Origin of the sequence: Solimonas sp. SE-A11, from assembly GCF_030345715.1 — a bacterium.
Lineage (GTDB): Bacteria > Pseudomonadota > Gammaproteobacteria > Nevskiales > Nevskiaceae > Solimonas_A.
The window spans coordinates 1-16,466 of sequence record NZ_JAUASX010000002.1; the positions used below are offsets into that span (position 1 = coordinate 1).

The 16,466-nt window shown below is 64.3% G+C and carries 11 protein-coding genes and 1 pseudogene; 4 read left to right on the plus strand and 8 right to left on the minus strand.

Annotated features, from left to right (window positions below; translation table 11 throughout):
- Positions 1–186: 186 nt before the first annotated feature.
- The 4 genes and pseudogenes from QT386_RS03520 to QT386_RS03535 all read right to left on the minus strand — a co-directional run.
- Positions 187–450: pseudogene (locus QT386_RS03520) on the minus strand (transposase); the annotation flags it as partial.
- Between the two features lie 178 nt (positions 451–628).
- The gene (locus QT386_RS03525; RefSeq protein WP_289272357.1) at positions 629–1,195 is read right to left on the minus strand and encodes a hypothetical protein; all 567 of its coding nucleotides are present in this window, start codon (positions 1,193–1,195) and stop codon (positions 629–631) included.
- Between the two features lie 2 nt (positions 1,196–1,197).
- Positions 1,198–5,229 (minus strand): RHS repeat-associated core domain-containing protein, encoded by a 4,032-nt coding sequence (locus tag QT386_RS03530; protein ID WP_289272358.1) that lies wholly within the window; start codon positions 5,227–5,229, stop codon positions 1,198–1,200.
- 525 nt (positions 5,230–5,754) lie between these two features.
- Positions 5,755–7,236: a DUF3336 domain-containing protein gene (locus QT386_RS03535; protein ID WP_289272359.1), complete on the minus strand. Its 1,482-nt coding sequence runs from the start codon at positions 7,234–7,236 to the stop codon at positions 5,755–5,757.
- 157 nt (positions 7,237–7,393) lie between these two features.
- Between QT386_RS03535 and QT386_RS03540 the strand changes: the two genes are divergently transcribed.
- Genes QT386_RS03540 through QT386_RS03555 form a run of 4 tightly spaced genes read left to right on the plus strand, consistent with a single transcriptional unit; the run spans position 7,394 to position 11,943 of the window.
- Positions 7,394–8,305: a MoxR family ATPase gene (locus QT386_RS03540; RefSeq protein WP_289272360.1), complete on the plus strand. Its 912-nt coding sequence runs from the start codon at positions 7,394–7,396 to the stop codon at positions 8,303–8,305.
- Positions 8,306–8,315: 10 nt separating this feature from the next.
- Positions 8,316–9,314, plus strand: coding sequence for a DUF58 domain-containing protein (locus QT386_RS03545; RefSeq protein WP_289272361.1), 999 nt, complete (start codon positions 8,316–8,318; stop codon positions 9,312–9,314).
- Positions 9,315–9,331: 17 nt separating this feature from the next.
- Positions 9,332–11,308 (plus strand): DUF3488 and transglutaminase-like domain-containing protein, encoded by a 1,977-nt coding sequence (locus tag QT386_RS03550; protein WP_289272362.1) that lies wholly within the window; start codon positions 9,332–9,334, stop codon positions 11,306–11,308.
- A gap of 5 nt (positions 11,309–11,313) precedes the next feature.
- On the plus strand, positions 11,314–11,943 hold the full coding sequence (locus QT386_RS03555; RefSeq protein WP_289272363.1) for a lysophospholipid acyltransferase family protein: 630 nt from the start codon (positions 11,314–11,316) through the stop codon (positions 11,941–11,943).
- A gap of 8 nt (positions 11,944–11,951) precedes the next feature.
- Here QT386_RS03555 and QT386_RS03560 read toward each other — a convergent pair whose 3' ends face one another.
- From QT386_RS03560 to leuA, 4 genes are all read right to left on the minus strand, one after another.
- Positions 11,952–13,199 carry an MFS transporter gene (locus tag QT386_RS03560; protein WP_289272364.1) on the minus strand — a complete coding sequence of 416 codons (1,248 nt, stop codon included), beginning with the start codon at positions 13,197–13,199 and terminating at the stop codon, positions 11,952–11,954.
- A gap of 91 nt (positions 13,200–13,290) precedes the next feature.
- Positions 13,291–13,758 (minus strand): ribosomal protein S18-alanine N-acetyltransferase, encoded by a 468-nt coding sequence (rimI, locus tag QT386_RS03565; protein WP_289272365.1) that lies wholly within the window; start codon positions 13,756–13,758, stop codon positions 13,291–13,293.
- Positions 13,759–13,768: 10 nt separating this feature from the next.
- Positions 13,769–14,614 (minus strand): uracil-DNA glycosylase, encoded by an 846-nt coding sequence (locus QT386_RS03570; RefSeq protein ID WP_289272366.1) that lies wholly within the window; start codon positions 14,612–14,614, stop codon positions 13,769–13,771.
- A 34-nt stretch (positions 14,615–14,648) separates the two neighbouring features.
- On the minus strand, positions 14,649–16,343 hold the full coding sequence (gene leuA, locus QT386_RS03575; protein ID WP_367401384.1) for a 2-isopropylmalate synthase: 1,695 nt from the start codon (positions 16,341–16,343) through the stop codon (positions 14,649–14,651).
- Positions 16,344–16,466 lie beyond the last annotated feature (123 nt).

Genomic DNA, 16,466 nt, shown 5'->3' on the forward strand with positions numbered 1-16,466 from the left:
ACCCAAGAAAGCACTCGGCGGGCTGGCGCCCGCCGTCTACGCCAAGCAGCTTGCTGCAAAGGCTATTACCATCAACCCAGGGCTCTAAACCAAACCGCTACTCAAGGCGGGGTAACGTCGGGCGCTCGCTGACGCCGAAGCGGTCCTGCAATTGGCTCACCCAGATACGTCTCTGGGGAGCCGTTAGAGCTTTTTTGCGACCACCTCCTGGAGCATCGCCTTGTCGAGGCTCAGGTCGGCCACCAGCTGCTTGAGCTTGCGATTCTCCTCCTCGAGCTGGCGCAGCCGCTTCAGCTCCGAGGGCCCCAGGCCACCGTACTTCTTCTTCCAGTTGTAGAAGGTGGCGTCCGAGATCCCCATCTTGCGGCAGATCTCCGGAACCCCCGTACCCAGCTCCACCTGCTTGAGCGCGAACGCAATCTGCTCTTCCGTAAACCGCGACTTCTTCACTGAACACCCCTGTCTTCGCCACGGGGCCCAGATTGCCGGTTTTTCTACTTCAGCGTGGCACAATTTTCAGGGGGTGGGTCAGGGTATATCGCGGCATGCGGCGATGATGCCAGCATGGCGAAGGTTCGCGACAGGCGGGTCAAGATCCGCCCTATACGGGCTATACGTGCTGCGCGGTTTAGACGATCGGGACGAGATCAAAAGGATAAGCAAGTTTCCATCCGCACTTAAGGAGATCCTCGACCTGAGGGGTCACATAGGCTGACCTCTTAGTGCTTACGACCTTTCGCGACGACTCTTTTAAGGGAGTAATAAAATCAGAGAAGACGCGCTTGATATCTTTTCCCGCATTCTCCGCCATTCCAGATTGCGGATTTTTCGTCTTGGAAAGATAAGAGAATAGGGAGCACGGAACTATAAGTTGGCCGTTTTCCTCAAAAGGCTCGAAGTAGTGAACTTCGATAACTGGGCCGCCCACGCTGGAGAAGGGATGCCAAAATTCCCTCACCCCCCTTTTTACATGCATGATTTCAATGGGATTTCTCATGAAATCATCATGTTCAAGCAAGAAGGCATGCTGTTTTCGTGCGAGGGCCGAGGCTATATCTGCTTCTGATAGGCAGTACTCGGCGTTGGGGCTAGGGAGCTTCTTGCTTTCCTGAATCTTAAATCCATCTACATGTGCTTTACGCAGAAGGGTTTCAAGCTCTTTCTTGGTAATAAAGATATTGAACTCATTTGCCATGATTAATCCAATGGGTAGGTTTCATGTGGAATTCCAAGATCATCATATTCTGCAGATCTATTTCTGCTACGCAGGCTATTAGGATGACGCTCCGCTTCTAGAATTTTCCGAGCCCTGCCTTGCCGGTCCACAAGTTGAACGTCTGGCTTCCGCCTGGAGTCGTACCCCTGAATTTTCCTGTTCTGCAGTACTTGCTCACCCTCTTCTGCTTCATCTAGTGCCTGTTGCGTAAGATCTCGAACCTTACGCTGATGATCTTCCCTACCATTGCATCCATTGGGATTGCGACACACTCTCTTCTTCAGTGCGCCAGTGTCAGCCGTTGGGCACGACTGACTATCCTCAGGGTGAATTGAATTGTAAATATGTACGCCAATAGGGAGGCCAGTAACGGCTTCTACCTGCGAATTTATCCCCCTACCAATACTGCTTCCAATCGCCCAGCCGTTACGGGTCGCCGCTAGAGGTGTCAACCCCGCCGGATCGCTAAACTCTATCGGATTAGCTGCGCTGTACTGATAGGTATTAAGCCCCCCCGCCAACCCAATCGGATCACTCTGCACATACCTGCCAAGCGCCGGGTGATAATCCCGATGCCAGTTCTGGAACAGCCCACTCTCCGCATCGAAGACCTGCCCCGGATGCCGTAGGTTGTAGGTGAAGGAGATGCCGGTGGACAGCGGATCCTCATCCGGGCTCGACGATCCAAACGTGATCGTGTCCCACACCCACACCGGATCGCCGCTGGCATCGTTGATCTGCCGGGGCGTATTCAGATGATCCGCATGCACGTAGTAGGTGCCGGAGCCCTTGACCACCGCGATGGGCGTATCGCCCATCCAGACCGTCTCCTGGATGGCGGTGCCCGTGGCCGCGTCGTACTCGCCCACCAGGTGCCCCGCCTCGTCATAGGCGTAGACCGTGCCTGAGCCCGACACCGTCTTGCTCACCCGCTGGCCCAGGCCGTTGTAGGCGTAGGCGGTGGCATCCACGCTCACCAATCGTCCGGTCTTGTCGTAGCCGTAGGTGTGGCTGCCATCGTTGAGCAGGCTGCCATTCGCGTCGTAGGTGAAGCTCTGCGTGGCGCCGCCCACAGTCAGGCTGTCCAGTCGGTTGCTGGTCAGGCTGGTCGTGTAGTCGGTGGTGCCGGCGGTACCGGACTGCTGGCTGCGGTTGCCGTTGGCGTCATAGCCATAGCCGATGCTGAAGCTGGCCCCCAGGTAGCCGGTCAGCCGGTCCAGGCTGTCGTAGCCGTAGGTCTTGGAGCCCGTGAGCTGGGAGAGGCTGCCGTGGGCCAGGCCGGTGATGCGATCCGCCGTGTCGTAGCCGACGGTCCCCAGGCTGTGCGCCGTTAGGCGCCCGGACAGGTCGAAACTCTTCTGCACCTGCTGGCCGTTGGCGAAGTCCCACTGGCGGGTACCGCCGAAGGGCTCCTGCTGCAGGTTGCTGGCCACGGGGTTGCCGTCCACCGCCATGCCGGTGAGGCGGTTGAGGTTCCAGGCATAGCCCACGACCTTGCCGGAGGGGAGGATCTGGGTGGCCAGGCGGCCCTGTGGGTCATAGCCATAACTGGTGACCAGCGTACGAGCCCCCACCACCTGCGTCTGGCTGGCCACGCGCCCCTGGGCCGTATACGTCCAGTTCAAGGAGGCGCCGGGCCGGCTGATGCCGGTGAGCCGGCCCTTGCCGTAGGTGCCCTGGTCATAGCTGTAGGTGATCGTGGGGCCGCCGGTGTAGACCGCCTGCGTCACCCGGTTGAGCGCGTCATAACTGTAGGTGACGACCTGCCCCTTGGCATCGGTGCGGGTCTTGAGATTGCCGGCCGAGTCGTAGGTGGCCGTGCTGGTGCCGGTGTCCGGGCTCTGCAGCTGGGTCAGGTCGCCGTTGGCATTGAGGGTGTAGGCGGTGACCAGCCCGCGCGGGTCGGTGACGCTGGTGAGTTCGTCCCGCGGGTTGTAGGCGTACTGCGTCACCCCGCTGCCCGGGTCGGTGACCTGGATCAGGCGATCCAGGGCGTCGTAGCCGCGGGTGGTGACCTGGCTGCCGTCGACCGTGGTGCTGGACAGGTTGTGGTTGTCGTCATAGCCCAGCTGCGTGAGCTGGCCGTTGCCGCCCTGGATCTGCCGCAGGCGGTTGAGACCATCGTAGAGCCGGGCCTGGCTGCGGCGCAGCGTGTTGGAGGGGTCGTAGACCGCCTCGGCAGTGCGGTTGCCGGCCCAGTCCAGCGTGTACGCGATGCGGTTGCCGTCCGGGTCGGCGATGCCGGTCAGGCGATGGGCGGCGTCGTAGGTATAGGCCAGCCAGGCCCCGTCCGGCGTGGTGACCTTCCTGAGCTGGCCGACCTTGTCGTATTCGAAGCTCGTGGTTTCACCGGCCGTGGTTCGTGTCTTCAGGCGCTGGCGGGCGTCGTAGGCCAGCAGGGTCTCGACGCCGTTGGCGTCGACGATGCGCAGCGGGTTGCCGTGCGCGTCGTGATCAGTGATGGAGGTGATCTGGCCCAGGGCATTGGTGACCTGGATCAGGTTGCCCTGGCCGTCGTAGGCGAAGCTGCTGATGTCCGAGACGTCGGTCCGCGGGCCGTTGATCGTGGCCAGGCGCTGGTTGCCGGCGTGGTAGGTGTAGGTGGTGCTGCGTGTGGCGGTGCCCAGGACGCGGTACTCCGTCAGCTGGCCCAGGCTGTTGTAATAGTAGCGAGTGGTACGGCCAGGCTCGGTGATCTGATAGGGCGTATCCCAGGTGGTGTTCCAGCTGGTGGAGATGGTCCGCGCCAGCGGCGTGCCGGAGGCTTCGGTACGGCTGTTCTCGCGGTTGTTGCTGGTGCTGTAGGTGGTGACGAGGCCGCGCCGGTCGGTGTGGGAGCTCAGGCCGCCCGTGCTGTTGTAGGTATAGCTCTCGGTGCTGTTCGTCAGGCCGCAGTCCGGGCAGGCGCCGTAGCCGATTGCGGTGATGCGCGAGCCCTGAGTGCCGAAGACGGCGTGGGTGACCAGTTCGTCGGTGTAGCGCGTGGCGTCCTGGTAGGTCCGGACCCGGGTGCTGGTGGGGCTGAGGTACTCGAAGGTGGTGCGGCCGGCGCCGCCGGCGTGCTCGCTGAGCGTCACCCGGCCCTGGGCGTCGTAGGCGTAGGTGGCGTAGCGGTCGCCGTTCTCGTCGAGGATGCCGGTCAAGGCCCGGGGCGTCGGCTCGTTTTCATAGAGGTAGGTCCGGACGGGGTTGTCGTCCGGATCTTCCGGGGTGTCGTCGGGATGGGTGACGGAGGCCAGTCGGCCCAGGGCATCCCAGTGGTAGCGGGTGGTCTGGCCGGCGGCGTCAGTGAAGGCGCGGATGCGGCCCAGCGGGTCCATGGCGACGGCGTAGCTGCGGCCGCTGGCGCTCTGCCATTGCTCGGTGTCGCCGCCCCAGGCATTGCCGCTCAGGCGGCTGATCGAGGTCTGGCGGCCGTCGGGTTCGGTGATCAGGATCGCCAGGCCCTGGCCATCGAAGGTGTAGCGGCGCCCGGAGGCTTCGCGGAAGACGTTGGCGCCACTCACCACTTCCAGCTTGCCGTCGTCGCTGCGGTTGCTGGTCCAGTTGGTCTGGCCGGTCTGGCGGATGAAGGCGCGGCGCCAGGGGCCGTAGGTGAACACGGCGACGTCGTAGATCAGGGTCTGGCTGACGCTCAGCCGCGGCACGGCGAAGCGCCAGTCCATCTCCGCCGGCAGGCCCCGCCCGTCGAAGCCGCGGCGCCAGGCGAAGTCGGCGCTGCGGTAGTCGGTCTCGTCCTGGACCTTGCGGCCGTCGCTGCAGTCCACCGGATTGCTGCGCAGGCGCGAGGGACCCGAGGCCGGCACGGCACCCGTGCTGCTCGGGCGCGGGCAGCCTTGGCCGCTGCCGGGGGTCTGGGGTTCGGTGCGGTCCGGATCAGGCTTCGGACAGTAGGCGCTGTTGAGGCCGCCGGTACGGTAGATGATCAGGGTGTCGTTCTGATAGACGTGCCGGGGCGTGTTGTGCTGCGGGCAATACCTATAATGAGCAGCAAAGTAGGGAGAACCGGTCAACGGTCCGGCATGCTGAAACGCGCCTCCAGAGTAATAACTGTATTCAGTATTTCCAGAGGAGCCGCAATACCCAGCGGTGTAGTTGTGTGATGCGGCTACCTATATACAGGCCGCTTGTGCTTCCTCCCTCAGGTCGCAGTGCCCACGGTGCAGAAAATAATCAGGAGTGGTGCCAACTTGTAGTAATTCTTCCTGGCAAGCTGCTGATGCTAAGGGCGTGTAGCCCAGGCTGGATACCACGAGCAGGAAGCAGAGAAACGCCCAGCGGGCAGCGCCGCCGGACAGGATGGTATGAGTGGGCATGGATGACATTCCGGATAAACCAATAAATCCGGAGTGAACAGGAGTGCAGACGGTTCAGCAATCTGACGTGGTCGTCAGGTGAGACTTTCTTGGCAGTCCAACCCCACTAAATTCTCCGGCCAGCGCAGGCGGCCTGCGGCATGCAAGCAAGCACGGCTGGACAATGAAGACCGCCAACGAAAAAGCCCGCCGTTCGGCGGGCTTTTTCACTGACGAACGACCTTACTTCCGCTTCACCACCCGCAACTCCGGCTTGCCGCGCGGCACGTCGACCACGGCGCCCACGCTCTCCAGCTTTTCCTTGCACTGATCCAGCGTCTGGCTGATCAGGGTCTGGTTGCGGATCATCTCGATGCGCGGCCAGGTGGCACGTTCGCCTTCCAGCATGAAGCGCTTGATCGATTCCATCGTGGGGTTGGCGGTGACGTTGGCATAACGCCAGATGCTCACCTCGGGGAAGATGTTGATGTGCCCGCGGTAGTCCTGGTCCAGGATCGAGCTGGCCGTGTCCAGCGGCGTGCGCAAGACGCCGTTGGGCATGTTGGAGCGCGCCAGGTCGAGGATGCCTTTGGCCTGGCCACTGACGGTAGCGTAAGCGTAGGCGCGCGCCGAGCGCAGCAGGCCACGGGTGTTGGGCTCGTGCTTGGACACGAAGGGCAGCACGTGCGGATTGGTCTGGCTGACGATGAAGTGATTGACGTTGTGCAGGCGGCGCATGCGCAAGGTCGGCAGGTCGGACTTCAGCGAGCCGTCGTTCCAGCGCAGCAACGGCATGTAGGGTACGCGCTCGCCGTTCTCGTCCTGCGTCATGAGCATGACGGGCGGGAACAGGATGGGCACCGCACAGGACGCCAGCACGGCCTCGCGCATGTACAGGTAAGGGAAAGTCAGGTGATTGAGCAGCCGGGGCTGCTGGTTGACGCCCGCCGGCGAGACGGTGATGTTGGTGATACGGCCAGACAGCTTCTGGGCTTCCTCGAAGGTCAGGTCCTTGACGTTCTTGGCGATGGCGCGCTTGAGCTGGCTCTGGTCCATGACGGCACCCCGTCGCAGCATGTGACGAACCGGCAGGATGCGCCAGAAGTGATAGTACGCGCTCTCCGGGTCCATCAGTTCTTCGATTTCATGCGGCGCCCGGCTGCCGACGGTGGCGGCGACGACGGAGCCGGCACTGGAGCCGGACATGACCGCGGGCACCAGGCCCTCGCGGAACAGTGCCTTGACCACGCCCACATGGAACAGGCCCAAGGTAGCGCCGCCGGAAAGCATCAGGGCAGAGCGACCGTAGGACTGCCAGACCTCCTCGAAGAACTTGAGCTTGGCGGCGTGCGGAAACTCCGCCAGCTCCAGGTCGCATAGTTCGTTGAGGGCGGAAGCAACCTCGGTGATGTAGTCGCGGATCAGGTGCTTGGTGCTGATGCGGCAGATGCCATACAGCTCGGGATTGCCAGTGTTGCCCAGGTTCCAGTGCAGGCCCTGGCGCAGGTGGTGGATCAGCTTGATCCAGGACCGGTCCTCACGGTATTGGCGGATCTGACGCAGGCGCGAGCGGATCAGGCGCCAGTCGTAGTCGTTGGAGGTGTCGTCCTCCTTCCACTCGGTAAGGCCGTCGCGGCGATCCAGCTCATCGGAAGCCTCGTACCAGGTGCGGTAGTCGGTCGCGTGCGCCAGTTCGCGGTTCAGTTCGCGGCTGTATCGGTCCACCTGCTCTCCGGTTCCGGGTATTGAATGCCCGGTATGGTGGCCCAGTTCCGTCGGGGTCGCAAACACCGCAAAGGAACTGCAGCGGCCCGGAATTGCCATTCATCCGCAGCCAGTGGCGGTGCGTATACACTGGGACATCCAGACGACCCAGACCCCGATGACCCACGCCATCCAGCCGGCGCTCGACGCGCTCAACCAGATCATCCTCGGCAAGCACAACCAGATCCGCCTGGCGACCGCCTGCCTGCTCGCCCGTGGACACCTGCTGATCGAAGATATTCCCGGCATGGGCAAGACCACGCTGGCGCTGAGCCTGGCCAAGATCCTGGGCCTGGATTTCCAGCGTGTGCAGTTCACTAGCGACCTGCTGCCGGCGGACATCATCGGCGTGTCGATCTACGAACCGCAGGCGGCCGGCTTCCGCTTCCATGCAGGGCCGATCTTCTCGCAGCTGGTCCTGGCCGACGAGGTCAACCGCGCCAGCCCCAAGACCCAGTCGGCGCTGCTGGAGGCCATGGAAGAACGCCAGGTAACCGCGGAAGGCGAGACCCGCCCCCTGCCCGATCCCTTCTTCGTCATTGCCACACAGAATCCGGCCCACCAGATCGGCACTTTCCCCCTGCCGGAATCGCAGCTGGATCGTTTCCTGATGCGCATCTCTATGGGCTACCCGGCGGCTGAGGCCGAGAAGGCCCTGCTGCTGGAGCGCGAGCGGCGCGATCTGCTGGCCGAGGTGCCGCCGGCCCTGTCGCCGCAGCAACTGCTGGAACTACAGGCGCAGGTCAAAGTCGTGCGCGTCATGCCGGCGCTGGTGGACTACATCCTGGCCCTGGTGCGCCACACGCGCGACCACAGCGGCCTGCGGCAGGGCCTGTCGCCGCGCGCGGCGCTGGCGCTCAAGCGTGCCGCCCAGGCCTGGGCTCTGCTGGCCGGCCGGCAAGGCGTGCTGCCGGAGGACGTACAGGCGGTATTTGCCGCGGTGGTCAACCACCGACTGATCGCGGCCAGCGAGCGCGAGGGCGGCGCGCCCAACGCCGACGACATCCTGGCCCGCGTCGCCATCCCCTGAGCGGCAACCGATGCGACCCTGGCTGGTGTTCAAGCTCCTGCTGCACCCGATCCGCTTTGCCCAGGCCCGCATCGACGCCTGGGTGATGGCGCGGGTCAAGCGCCAGCCCGGCCCCATTCAGGTGCCGCGAACGCGCGTCTACATCGTGCCTACGCGCTTCGGCTATGGCTATGCCTTCATGGGCCTGGTGATGCTGCTGGGCTCCATGAACTACTCGAACAGCATGGGCTTCCTGCTGACTTTCCTGCTGGGGGCCCTGGGGCTGGTGTGCATGCACCACACCCATGGCAACCTGGTGAATGTCCAGCTGCGGTCCGGCAAGGCACCGCCCGTGTTCGCGGGAGAGGTGGCGCATTTCGAGATCCTGGTGGACAACCCGGCTCCCGCCCAGCGCTACAGCTTCTCCCTGGCCTGGCCCAAGGACTCCCAGCCGCCCGTCATGACCGATGTACCCGCGCAAGGCACGGCTACCCTGCGCATCGCGCTGCCGGCGGAACGGCGGGGCTGGTTGCCGGCGCGGGTGTTCAGCCTGTCCACCGAGTTTCCGCTGGGCCTGTTCCATGCCTGGACCTGGGCGGAGCTGGATATGGCCTGCCTGGTGTATCCGAAGCCGGCCGCCGCCGGGCGGATGCCGCCGCCCGCCTCGGGTGCGATCGGGCAGATGCCCAGCAACATCGCCGGCCAGGACGAGTTCGCCGGCCTGCGCAACTATCATCGCGGTGATCCGATGAAATCGGTGCACTGGAAGAGCCTGCCCAAGTCGCCGACCGCGCCGATGGTCAAGCAGTTCACCGAACTGCTGGACCAGGAGTTGTGGCTGGAGTGGGACAGCCTGGGCGATCTCGACCCCGAGGCCCGCCTCTCCCAGCTGACCCGCTGGGTGCTGGACATGGAAGACCGGCAACATGCCTACGGCCTGCGCTTGCCCGGCCTGGTGCTGAAGCCCGGCCGTGGCGAGATGCACCAGAACGATTGCTTGCGCGCACTCGCCCTGTACAAGCCGGCCTGATCCCTCGCCTGCCCGCCATGAAAGCCGCAACCCTGTCCGACTACCTCAATCAAGTCTCGTTGCTGCGCCTGATCGCGGTACTGGCACTGGTGCTGGTCGTCCACCTGCCCAGCCTGCCAACCTGGGAAGCGGTACTCGTGGTCGCCGGCCTCGGATGGAGGCTGCTGATCGCACTGCGCCAGTGGCAACTGCCTCCACCCTGGCTACGTACCGGCATCGCCGTGCTGTCGCTCGTGGGCATCTACGCCAGCTATGGCCGCATCCATGGGCAAGTCCCCGGCATCGCCCTGCTGATGATCATGTCGGTACTCAAGCTGCTGGAGATGCGCTCCCGCCGCGACGTCATGGTCACCGTGTTCCTGATGTATTTCATCCTGCTGACCCATTTCCTGAACTCTCAGGAAATATGGACCGCGATCTACCTGCTGGTCTGCGCTTCCGCGATCACAGCCCTGCTGATCGACGTCAATCACCCTGGCGAAGCGCTGCCGCTGAAAAGGATCCTGGCAAGCGGCAGCAAGATGGTGGCGATATCCCTGCCGGTGACGCTGCTGTTCTTCCTGCTGTTTCCGCGTGTTCCCGGGCCGCTCTGGGGCATCCCCTCGGATGCCGGCGCCTCACTCAGCGGCATGTCCAACGAAATGGCGCCCGGCGACATCTCCAACCTGATCATGTCGGACCGCCACGCCTTCTCGGTCAAGTTCCTCGACCACGAACCGGCACCACGTGAACGCTACTGGCGCGGGCCGGTGTTCGACAGCTTCGACGGGCGCGCCTGGAAATCCAGCGGCGTTTCGCAGCGAGTCCAGATGCCGGAGGTGGAACTGCTGCCTCCCGCGGTGCGCTACGAGATCATCGTGGAACCGCATCGCGGCCCCTGGCTGTTCGCACTGGACGTCCCCGACCCCGCAACGCGGCCCGATAAAAGCTTCATCGCCTCCGAGTACCAGCTCATGAAGGGCCGGGACATCATCTCGCGCGAATTGCACGTGCTGACCTCCCATCCCAACCACATCCTGCAAAAGGAACTCCCGGATCTCACCCGGCGAATCAACCTTTCGCTGCCGCGCGGCTTCAACCCCCGCACGATCGCGCTCGCCCGGCGACTGCAAGCGGAGCACGCCACACCCCAGGCGATCATCCAGGCCACGCTGCGGATGTTCCGGCAGCAGCCCTTCGTCTATACCCTGCAGCCGCCCCCCCTGGGCCGCAACAGCGTGGACGACTTCCTGTTCGAAACCCGTCGCGGCTTCTGCGAGCATTACTCAAGCGCCTTCACCTTCTTGATGCGCGCTGCCGGAATTCCCACCAGGGTGGTGACCGGCTACCAGGGCGGCGAGAAGAACGAGCTGGGCGGCTTCTTCCGCATTACCGACGCCGACGCCCATGCCTGGAGCGAGGTCTGGCTGGAGGGCAAGGGCTGGGTGCGGGTCGACCCCACCGCCGCCGTGGCGCCCAATCGTATCGAGCTCGGCTTATCGGAGGCGATGCAGGCCAGCGGCGAACTGCCCAGCTTCCTGAAGCGGGGAGGATGGAACTGGATCCGGGACAACCTGACCGCACAGTGGGACTGGATGAACACCCAGTGGAACCGATGGGTTCTCGCCTACGGACCGGAAGTGCAGATGGATCTGATGCGGCGTATCGGTATCGAGGACTGGCGCGGCATGATCATCGCGTTGACCGTATCCGCAAGCCTGATCCTGGGCGTCATCGGACTGCTGCTGCTGCGACAGTTCGCGCCCGCTCAAAACCAGGAAGTGGCGGTCAGGCTGTGGGCAAAACTGCAGAAACGCCTGCTGCGTGCCGGCATCGCACAGCGCCCTGCAGAAGGGGCCGGCAGCTTTGCCGAACGCGTGGCCTTGGAGACCCCGGAACTGGGCGACGCCGTGCGCCACGCTGCAACCATCTACCAGCAGCTCCGCTATCTGGAAGGTGCCACGCCTGTGCTGCAGGAAGCACTGGCGCAGGCCGTCAAGGAGATACGGACCTGAAGCCGATGGCACCCGCGCAGGCCGAGCGCTTCATCGTGATGGCGGGCCCTTCCGTTCCGCGGGCACCCAATCGTTTCCGTTACTGGATCGGCCGCAGCATCCTGACCCTGGCGGGCTGGAGCGTCGATGTGCGCCTGCCGGACGAACCCAAGCTGATCATCATCGCGGCACCGCACAGCTCCAACTGGGACTTCGTCTACGGCCTCGCGGCGATCTTCGTCACGCAGCTGCATTTCAACTTCTTCGGGAAGCACACCCTGTTCAAGGGACCACTGGGCGGACTGTTCCGCCGCGTCGGCGGCATTCCCGTGGACCGTAGCGTGCCCGGTGGAGTGGTGGCCGAGACGGTACGCGTGTTCGAGTCGCGCCCTAAGCTGCTGCTGGCGCTGACACCGGAAGGCACCCGCTCCAGGGTCACGTCATGGAAGCGCGGCTTCTGGCACATGGCGCAGGCCGCGAAAGTACCGGTAGCGGTGGCCTACATCGACTACCAGCGCAAGCAGGCCGGCATCAAATGGCTGTTCCGCCCTACCGGCGACTGGGAGCAGGATATGCGCCCGGTGTTCGAGTTCTACCGCACGGTGGGCGCGAAGCGACCGGAAGACTTTGCCGTCGAAGAGCTGCCACCCCGCTGAACCCTGGCCTAGGCCGGCTTGCGCGTTTCCGGTCCGTCCACCTTGCTCAGCAACCACGCGCCGATCACGAAGAACGGCAGCAAGGTCAGGATCGGCAGGCGCTGGTTGTCCACCAGCAGCGCCGTCTGGCCCACCACGATGGGACCCAGAACCGCGGCGAACTTGCCCAGCATGTTGTAGAAGCCGAAGAACTGCCCGGCCTGGTCAGGCGGAATCAGCTTGGCGTAGTAGGACCGCGACAACGACTGGATGCCGCCCTGCACCGTTGCGATGGCCGCCGCCATCCAGTAGAACTGCGCCTCGGTCTGCAGCGTGTAGGCCCAGCAGGTCACGCCAATGTAGATGCCGATGGCCACGTATAGCATGGTCTTGGTGCCGAAGCGGTCCGCCAGCCAGCCGTAGGCCACCGCCGCCGGGAAGCCGAGGAACTGCACCAGCAGCAGCGCCTTGATCAGCGAGCCGGGATCAAAGCCCAGCTTCACGCCGTAGTCCACCGCCATGCGGATGATGGTGTCCACCGCGTCGATGTAGAGCCAGTAGGCCGCCAGGAAATACAGCACCGGCTTCATCGTCAGGATCAGGCGGAACGTCGCCTTGAGCTCCTGCCAGTCGTTGCCCGCCGAAGGCTTGGGATGTTCCTGCACGTTGCGAAACAGCGGCAGCGAGAACAGCACCCACCAGATGCCCACCATCAGGAACGACAGCAGGATCGCCTCGGCACCGTTGTCCAGGCCGAAGCTCTGCGGTTTCTGGAACATGAACACGTTGAGCGCGAACAGCAGGCCGCCTCCGAGATAACCCAGGCCATAGCCCAGCGCCGAGGTGCGGTCCATGTCCTTTTCGGAGGACACGTTGACGATCAGCGAGTCGTAGAACGAGGTGCCGGCGAAGAAGCCGATGGACGCCAGCGTGAACAGCAGCAGTGCCGTGCCCCAGTCACCCTTGGCCACCCAGTACATCGCCGCGGTGGAACAGGCGCCCAGCAGCGTGGTGACGAACAGGAAGCGCTTCTTGTAGCCGCGCCGATCGGCCAGGCCACCCAGGAGCGGCGCCAGGATCATCACCACGATGCTGGAGACCGAACTGGCCACGCCGAGCCAGAAGGTACGCTCGCCGGGAGCCAGGTCGCCAGCCCAGTACTGGGCGAAGAACAGGGGAAAGAAGCCGGCCATTACCGTGGTGGCGAAGGCAGAGTTGGCCCAATCGTAGAAGGCCCAGGAGATGCGCTGCTTGCGGCTGTTCGGCACGCTATCCATCAAACGACTCCGCTATTGCTCCGACAACCCGCGAAGCACCCGTTGGTGGAACCTAATGGTGCCAGAGATACCTCACGCCTCACGCGAAGCATCAGACCAGATCCAGCCCCAGCACCAGCGCATCCTCGCGCCCGCCATCGGCCGGATAGTAGTTCTTGCGCAACCCCAGCCGCTTGAAGCCGAACTGGTCGTACAGCCGCTGGGCCGGCCGGTTGGACGTACGCACTTCCAGCAGCACCAGCGTGACGTTGCCAGCCCGCGCCACCATCAGCAGGTGGCGCATCAGGAACTGCGCGATACCACGGCGCTGGTGCTCGGGGCTGACGCAGAGGTTCAGGATGTGGGCCTCGCCCACCGCCATGCTCATCAACGCGTAGCCCAGCACCTCGCCCAGGGTATTGGTGACGACCCAGGAGCTGTACCCCACGCGCAGGCAGTCATGGAAGATGCCCTCGCTCCAGGGAAAGGTATAGACGCGATGCTCGATCTCCAGCACCTGCTTCAGGTGCGAGGGATGCATCGGCGCCAGGCGCCAGAGCTCCTGCGGCTGGGCACTCACCGACGGATGCTCATGTCAGTGAACCCGTGCGCAGGAAGCGGTGGACCTTCTTGAGGTCTTCCCAGCTCTTGGCCTTCTCGCGCGGGCTGCGCAGCAGGTAGGCCGGGTGATAGGTGATCAGCAGCGGCGTCTGGTCTGGCCCATAGTGGTACAGCGGGCCGCGCAGGCGCGAGAGCGGATCCGTGCTGTTGAGCAGGCGCTGCGCGGCGATGCGGCCGAGGCCCACGATCAGCCTGGGCCTCACCAGCCGGATCTGCTGTTCCAGGTACGGCCGGCAGGACTCGACCTCATCGGTCTCCGGATCGCGATTGCCCGGCGGCCGGCACTTCACCACATTGGCGATGTAGGTGTTCTCGCGACGCGAGTGGCCGATGGCCTTCAGCATCTCGTCCAGCAGCTTGCCGGCACGCCCCACGAAGGGCTCGCCCTGCGCATCCTCGTCGGCCCCAGGCCCCTCGCCCACCACCATCAGCGGTGCGGTCTCGACGCCCACGCCGAACACGGTCTGGGTGCGGGTCTGGCAGAGCTTGCACTGGCGACAGTCCTTGACCACCGCCCGCAGGCCCTCCCAGTCCGCCGGCACCTCGATCAGCGGCGCCGGAGCGGGCGCGGCGCGCCCCTGGACCGGGGGAGCCGCCGGGCGCGGGCTGGCCGCCGGCGCAACAGGCGGGGAGCGTGGCGCGGCGGGAGGCGGCGCAGCCGGCCTTGCCGCTGGCGCCGGAGGCGGAGCTACAGCCTCCGCCATCACCGGTTCCGCCACCGCTTCTGCCGGCTCACCACCCGCACGCAGTTGCCAGCGCTCGATCCCGAGCGCATCGAGCACCTGCTGGCGGTGAGGCGAATGCATGGAGGTCATTGTACCCGCGCCGCCGCTGCCTGCAGCGCGTGGCTCAGGCCGCGCGCTGCTTGCCCTCGGCCGCCTGCGCCAGGGCGCGGTTCACGCCCGACAGGATGGCCTTCAGCGAGGCGGTGACGATGTTGGCGTCACGGCCGACGCCGAACAGCGTCTTGCCGCTGCCCAGCTTCAGCTCGATATAGCTGACCGCCGCGGCATCGGCACCCGCGCCGATGGCATGCTCGTGGTAGTCCTGCACCGTCAGGCGCTCGCCCACGACCTTGGACATGGCGTTGATGAATGCGTCGATCGGGCCGTTGCCCTGGCCGGAAATCCGCTGCGCCTTGCCGTTCACCGTGATCTCCGTGGACAGCTCCACCGAATCACGCTTGGAATCCTCCACCAGGTGGTGGGCGACATAGCCGTACGGGCTCTGCGCCTCCAGGTAGCTGCGGCGGAACACGGACTCGATGTCGGAGGCCGTGACTTCCTTGCCGGTGGTGTCAGTCACTTCCTGGACGATCTGGCTGAACTCGATCTGCAGGCGACGCGGCAGCACCAGGCCGTACTCGTGCTCCAGCAAGTAGGCGATACCGCCCTTGCCGGACTGCGAATTCACGCGGATCACCGCCTCGTAGCTGCGGCCCAGGTCCTTGGGGTCGATCGGCAGGTAGGGCATCTCCCAGATATCGCCTTCCTTGCGCGCCGAGAATGCCTTCTTGATGGCGTCCTGGTGCGAGCCGGAGAACGAGGTGAAGACCAGGTCACCCACGTAGGGATGGCGCGGATGGATCGGCAACTGGTTGCTGTACTCCACGGTCTTGCGGACCTCGTCGATGTCGGAGAAATCCAGGCCCGGATGCACGCCCTGCGTGTACATGTTCAGCGCCAGGTTGACGATGTCGACGTTGCCGGTGCGCTCGCCATTGCCGAACAGGCAGCCCTCGATGCGGTCGGCGCCCGCCATCATCGCGAACTCGGCGGCGGCGGTGCCGGTGCCGCGGTCATTGTGCGGGTGCACCGACAGGATGATCGCCTCGCGCCGCGCCAGGTTGCGATGCATCCACTCGATCATGTCGGCGAAGATGTTCGGCGTGGAGTGCTCGACCGTGGACGGCAGGTTGATGATGACCGGCTTTTCCTTGGTACCGCCCAGCGCGTCGACCACGGCATCGACCACGCGCTTGGAGAAATCCAGCTCGGTGCCGGAGAACATCTCGGGCGAGTACTCGAAGACCCAGTCGGTCTCCGGGCGCTCATTGGCCAGTTCACGGATCAGGCGGGCATGGGCCACGGCCAGTTCGTCCAGCACCTGCTCCTGGCTCATGTTGAACACTACGCGACGCATGATCGGCGCCGTGGCGTTGTAGAAGTGCACGATGGCGCGCTTGGCACCCTTCAGGGCCTCGAAGCTACGGCGGATCAGCGGCTCGCGGGCCGGCGTCAGGATCTGGACGGTGACGTCGTCCGGGATCAGGTTCTTCTCGATCAGGTGCCGCAGGAAAGCGAACTCGGTTTCCGAGGCACTGGGGAAACCGACCTCGATTTCCTTGAACCCGATCTTCACCAACTGGTTGAACATCGCCAGCTTGCGGTCGTGGTTCATCGGCTCGATCAGCGACTGGTTGCCGTCGCGCAGATCGGTGGACAGCCAGACCGGAGGCCGAGTGATGACGGCATCCGGCCAGCGGCGGTCGGCCAGCTTGACGGGGGCGAAAGGACGATACTTCGTCTCAGGATTCTTCAACATGGTCATGGGGTTACCTCGCATGAGGTGCCGTCAGGAGAATCTATGGATTCTACTCCCGGCGGCGGGAGATTGGGGTATTTCGGTGGTTTTTGCACGGTTTGGGCCCCGTGCGGGCGCGCGCTT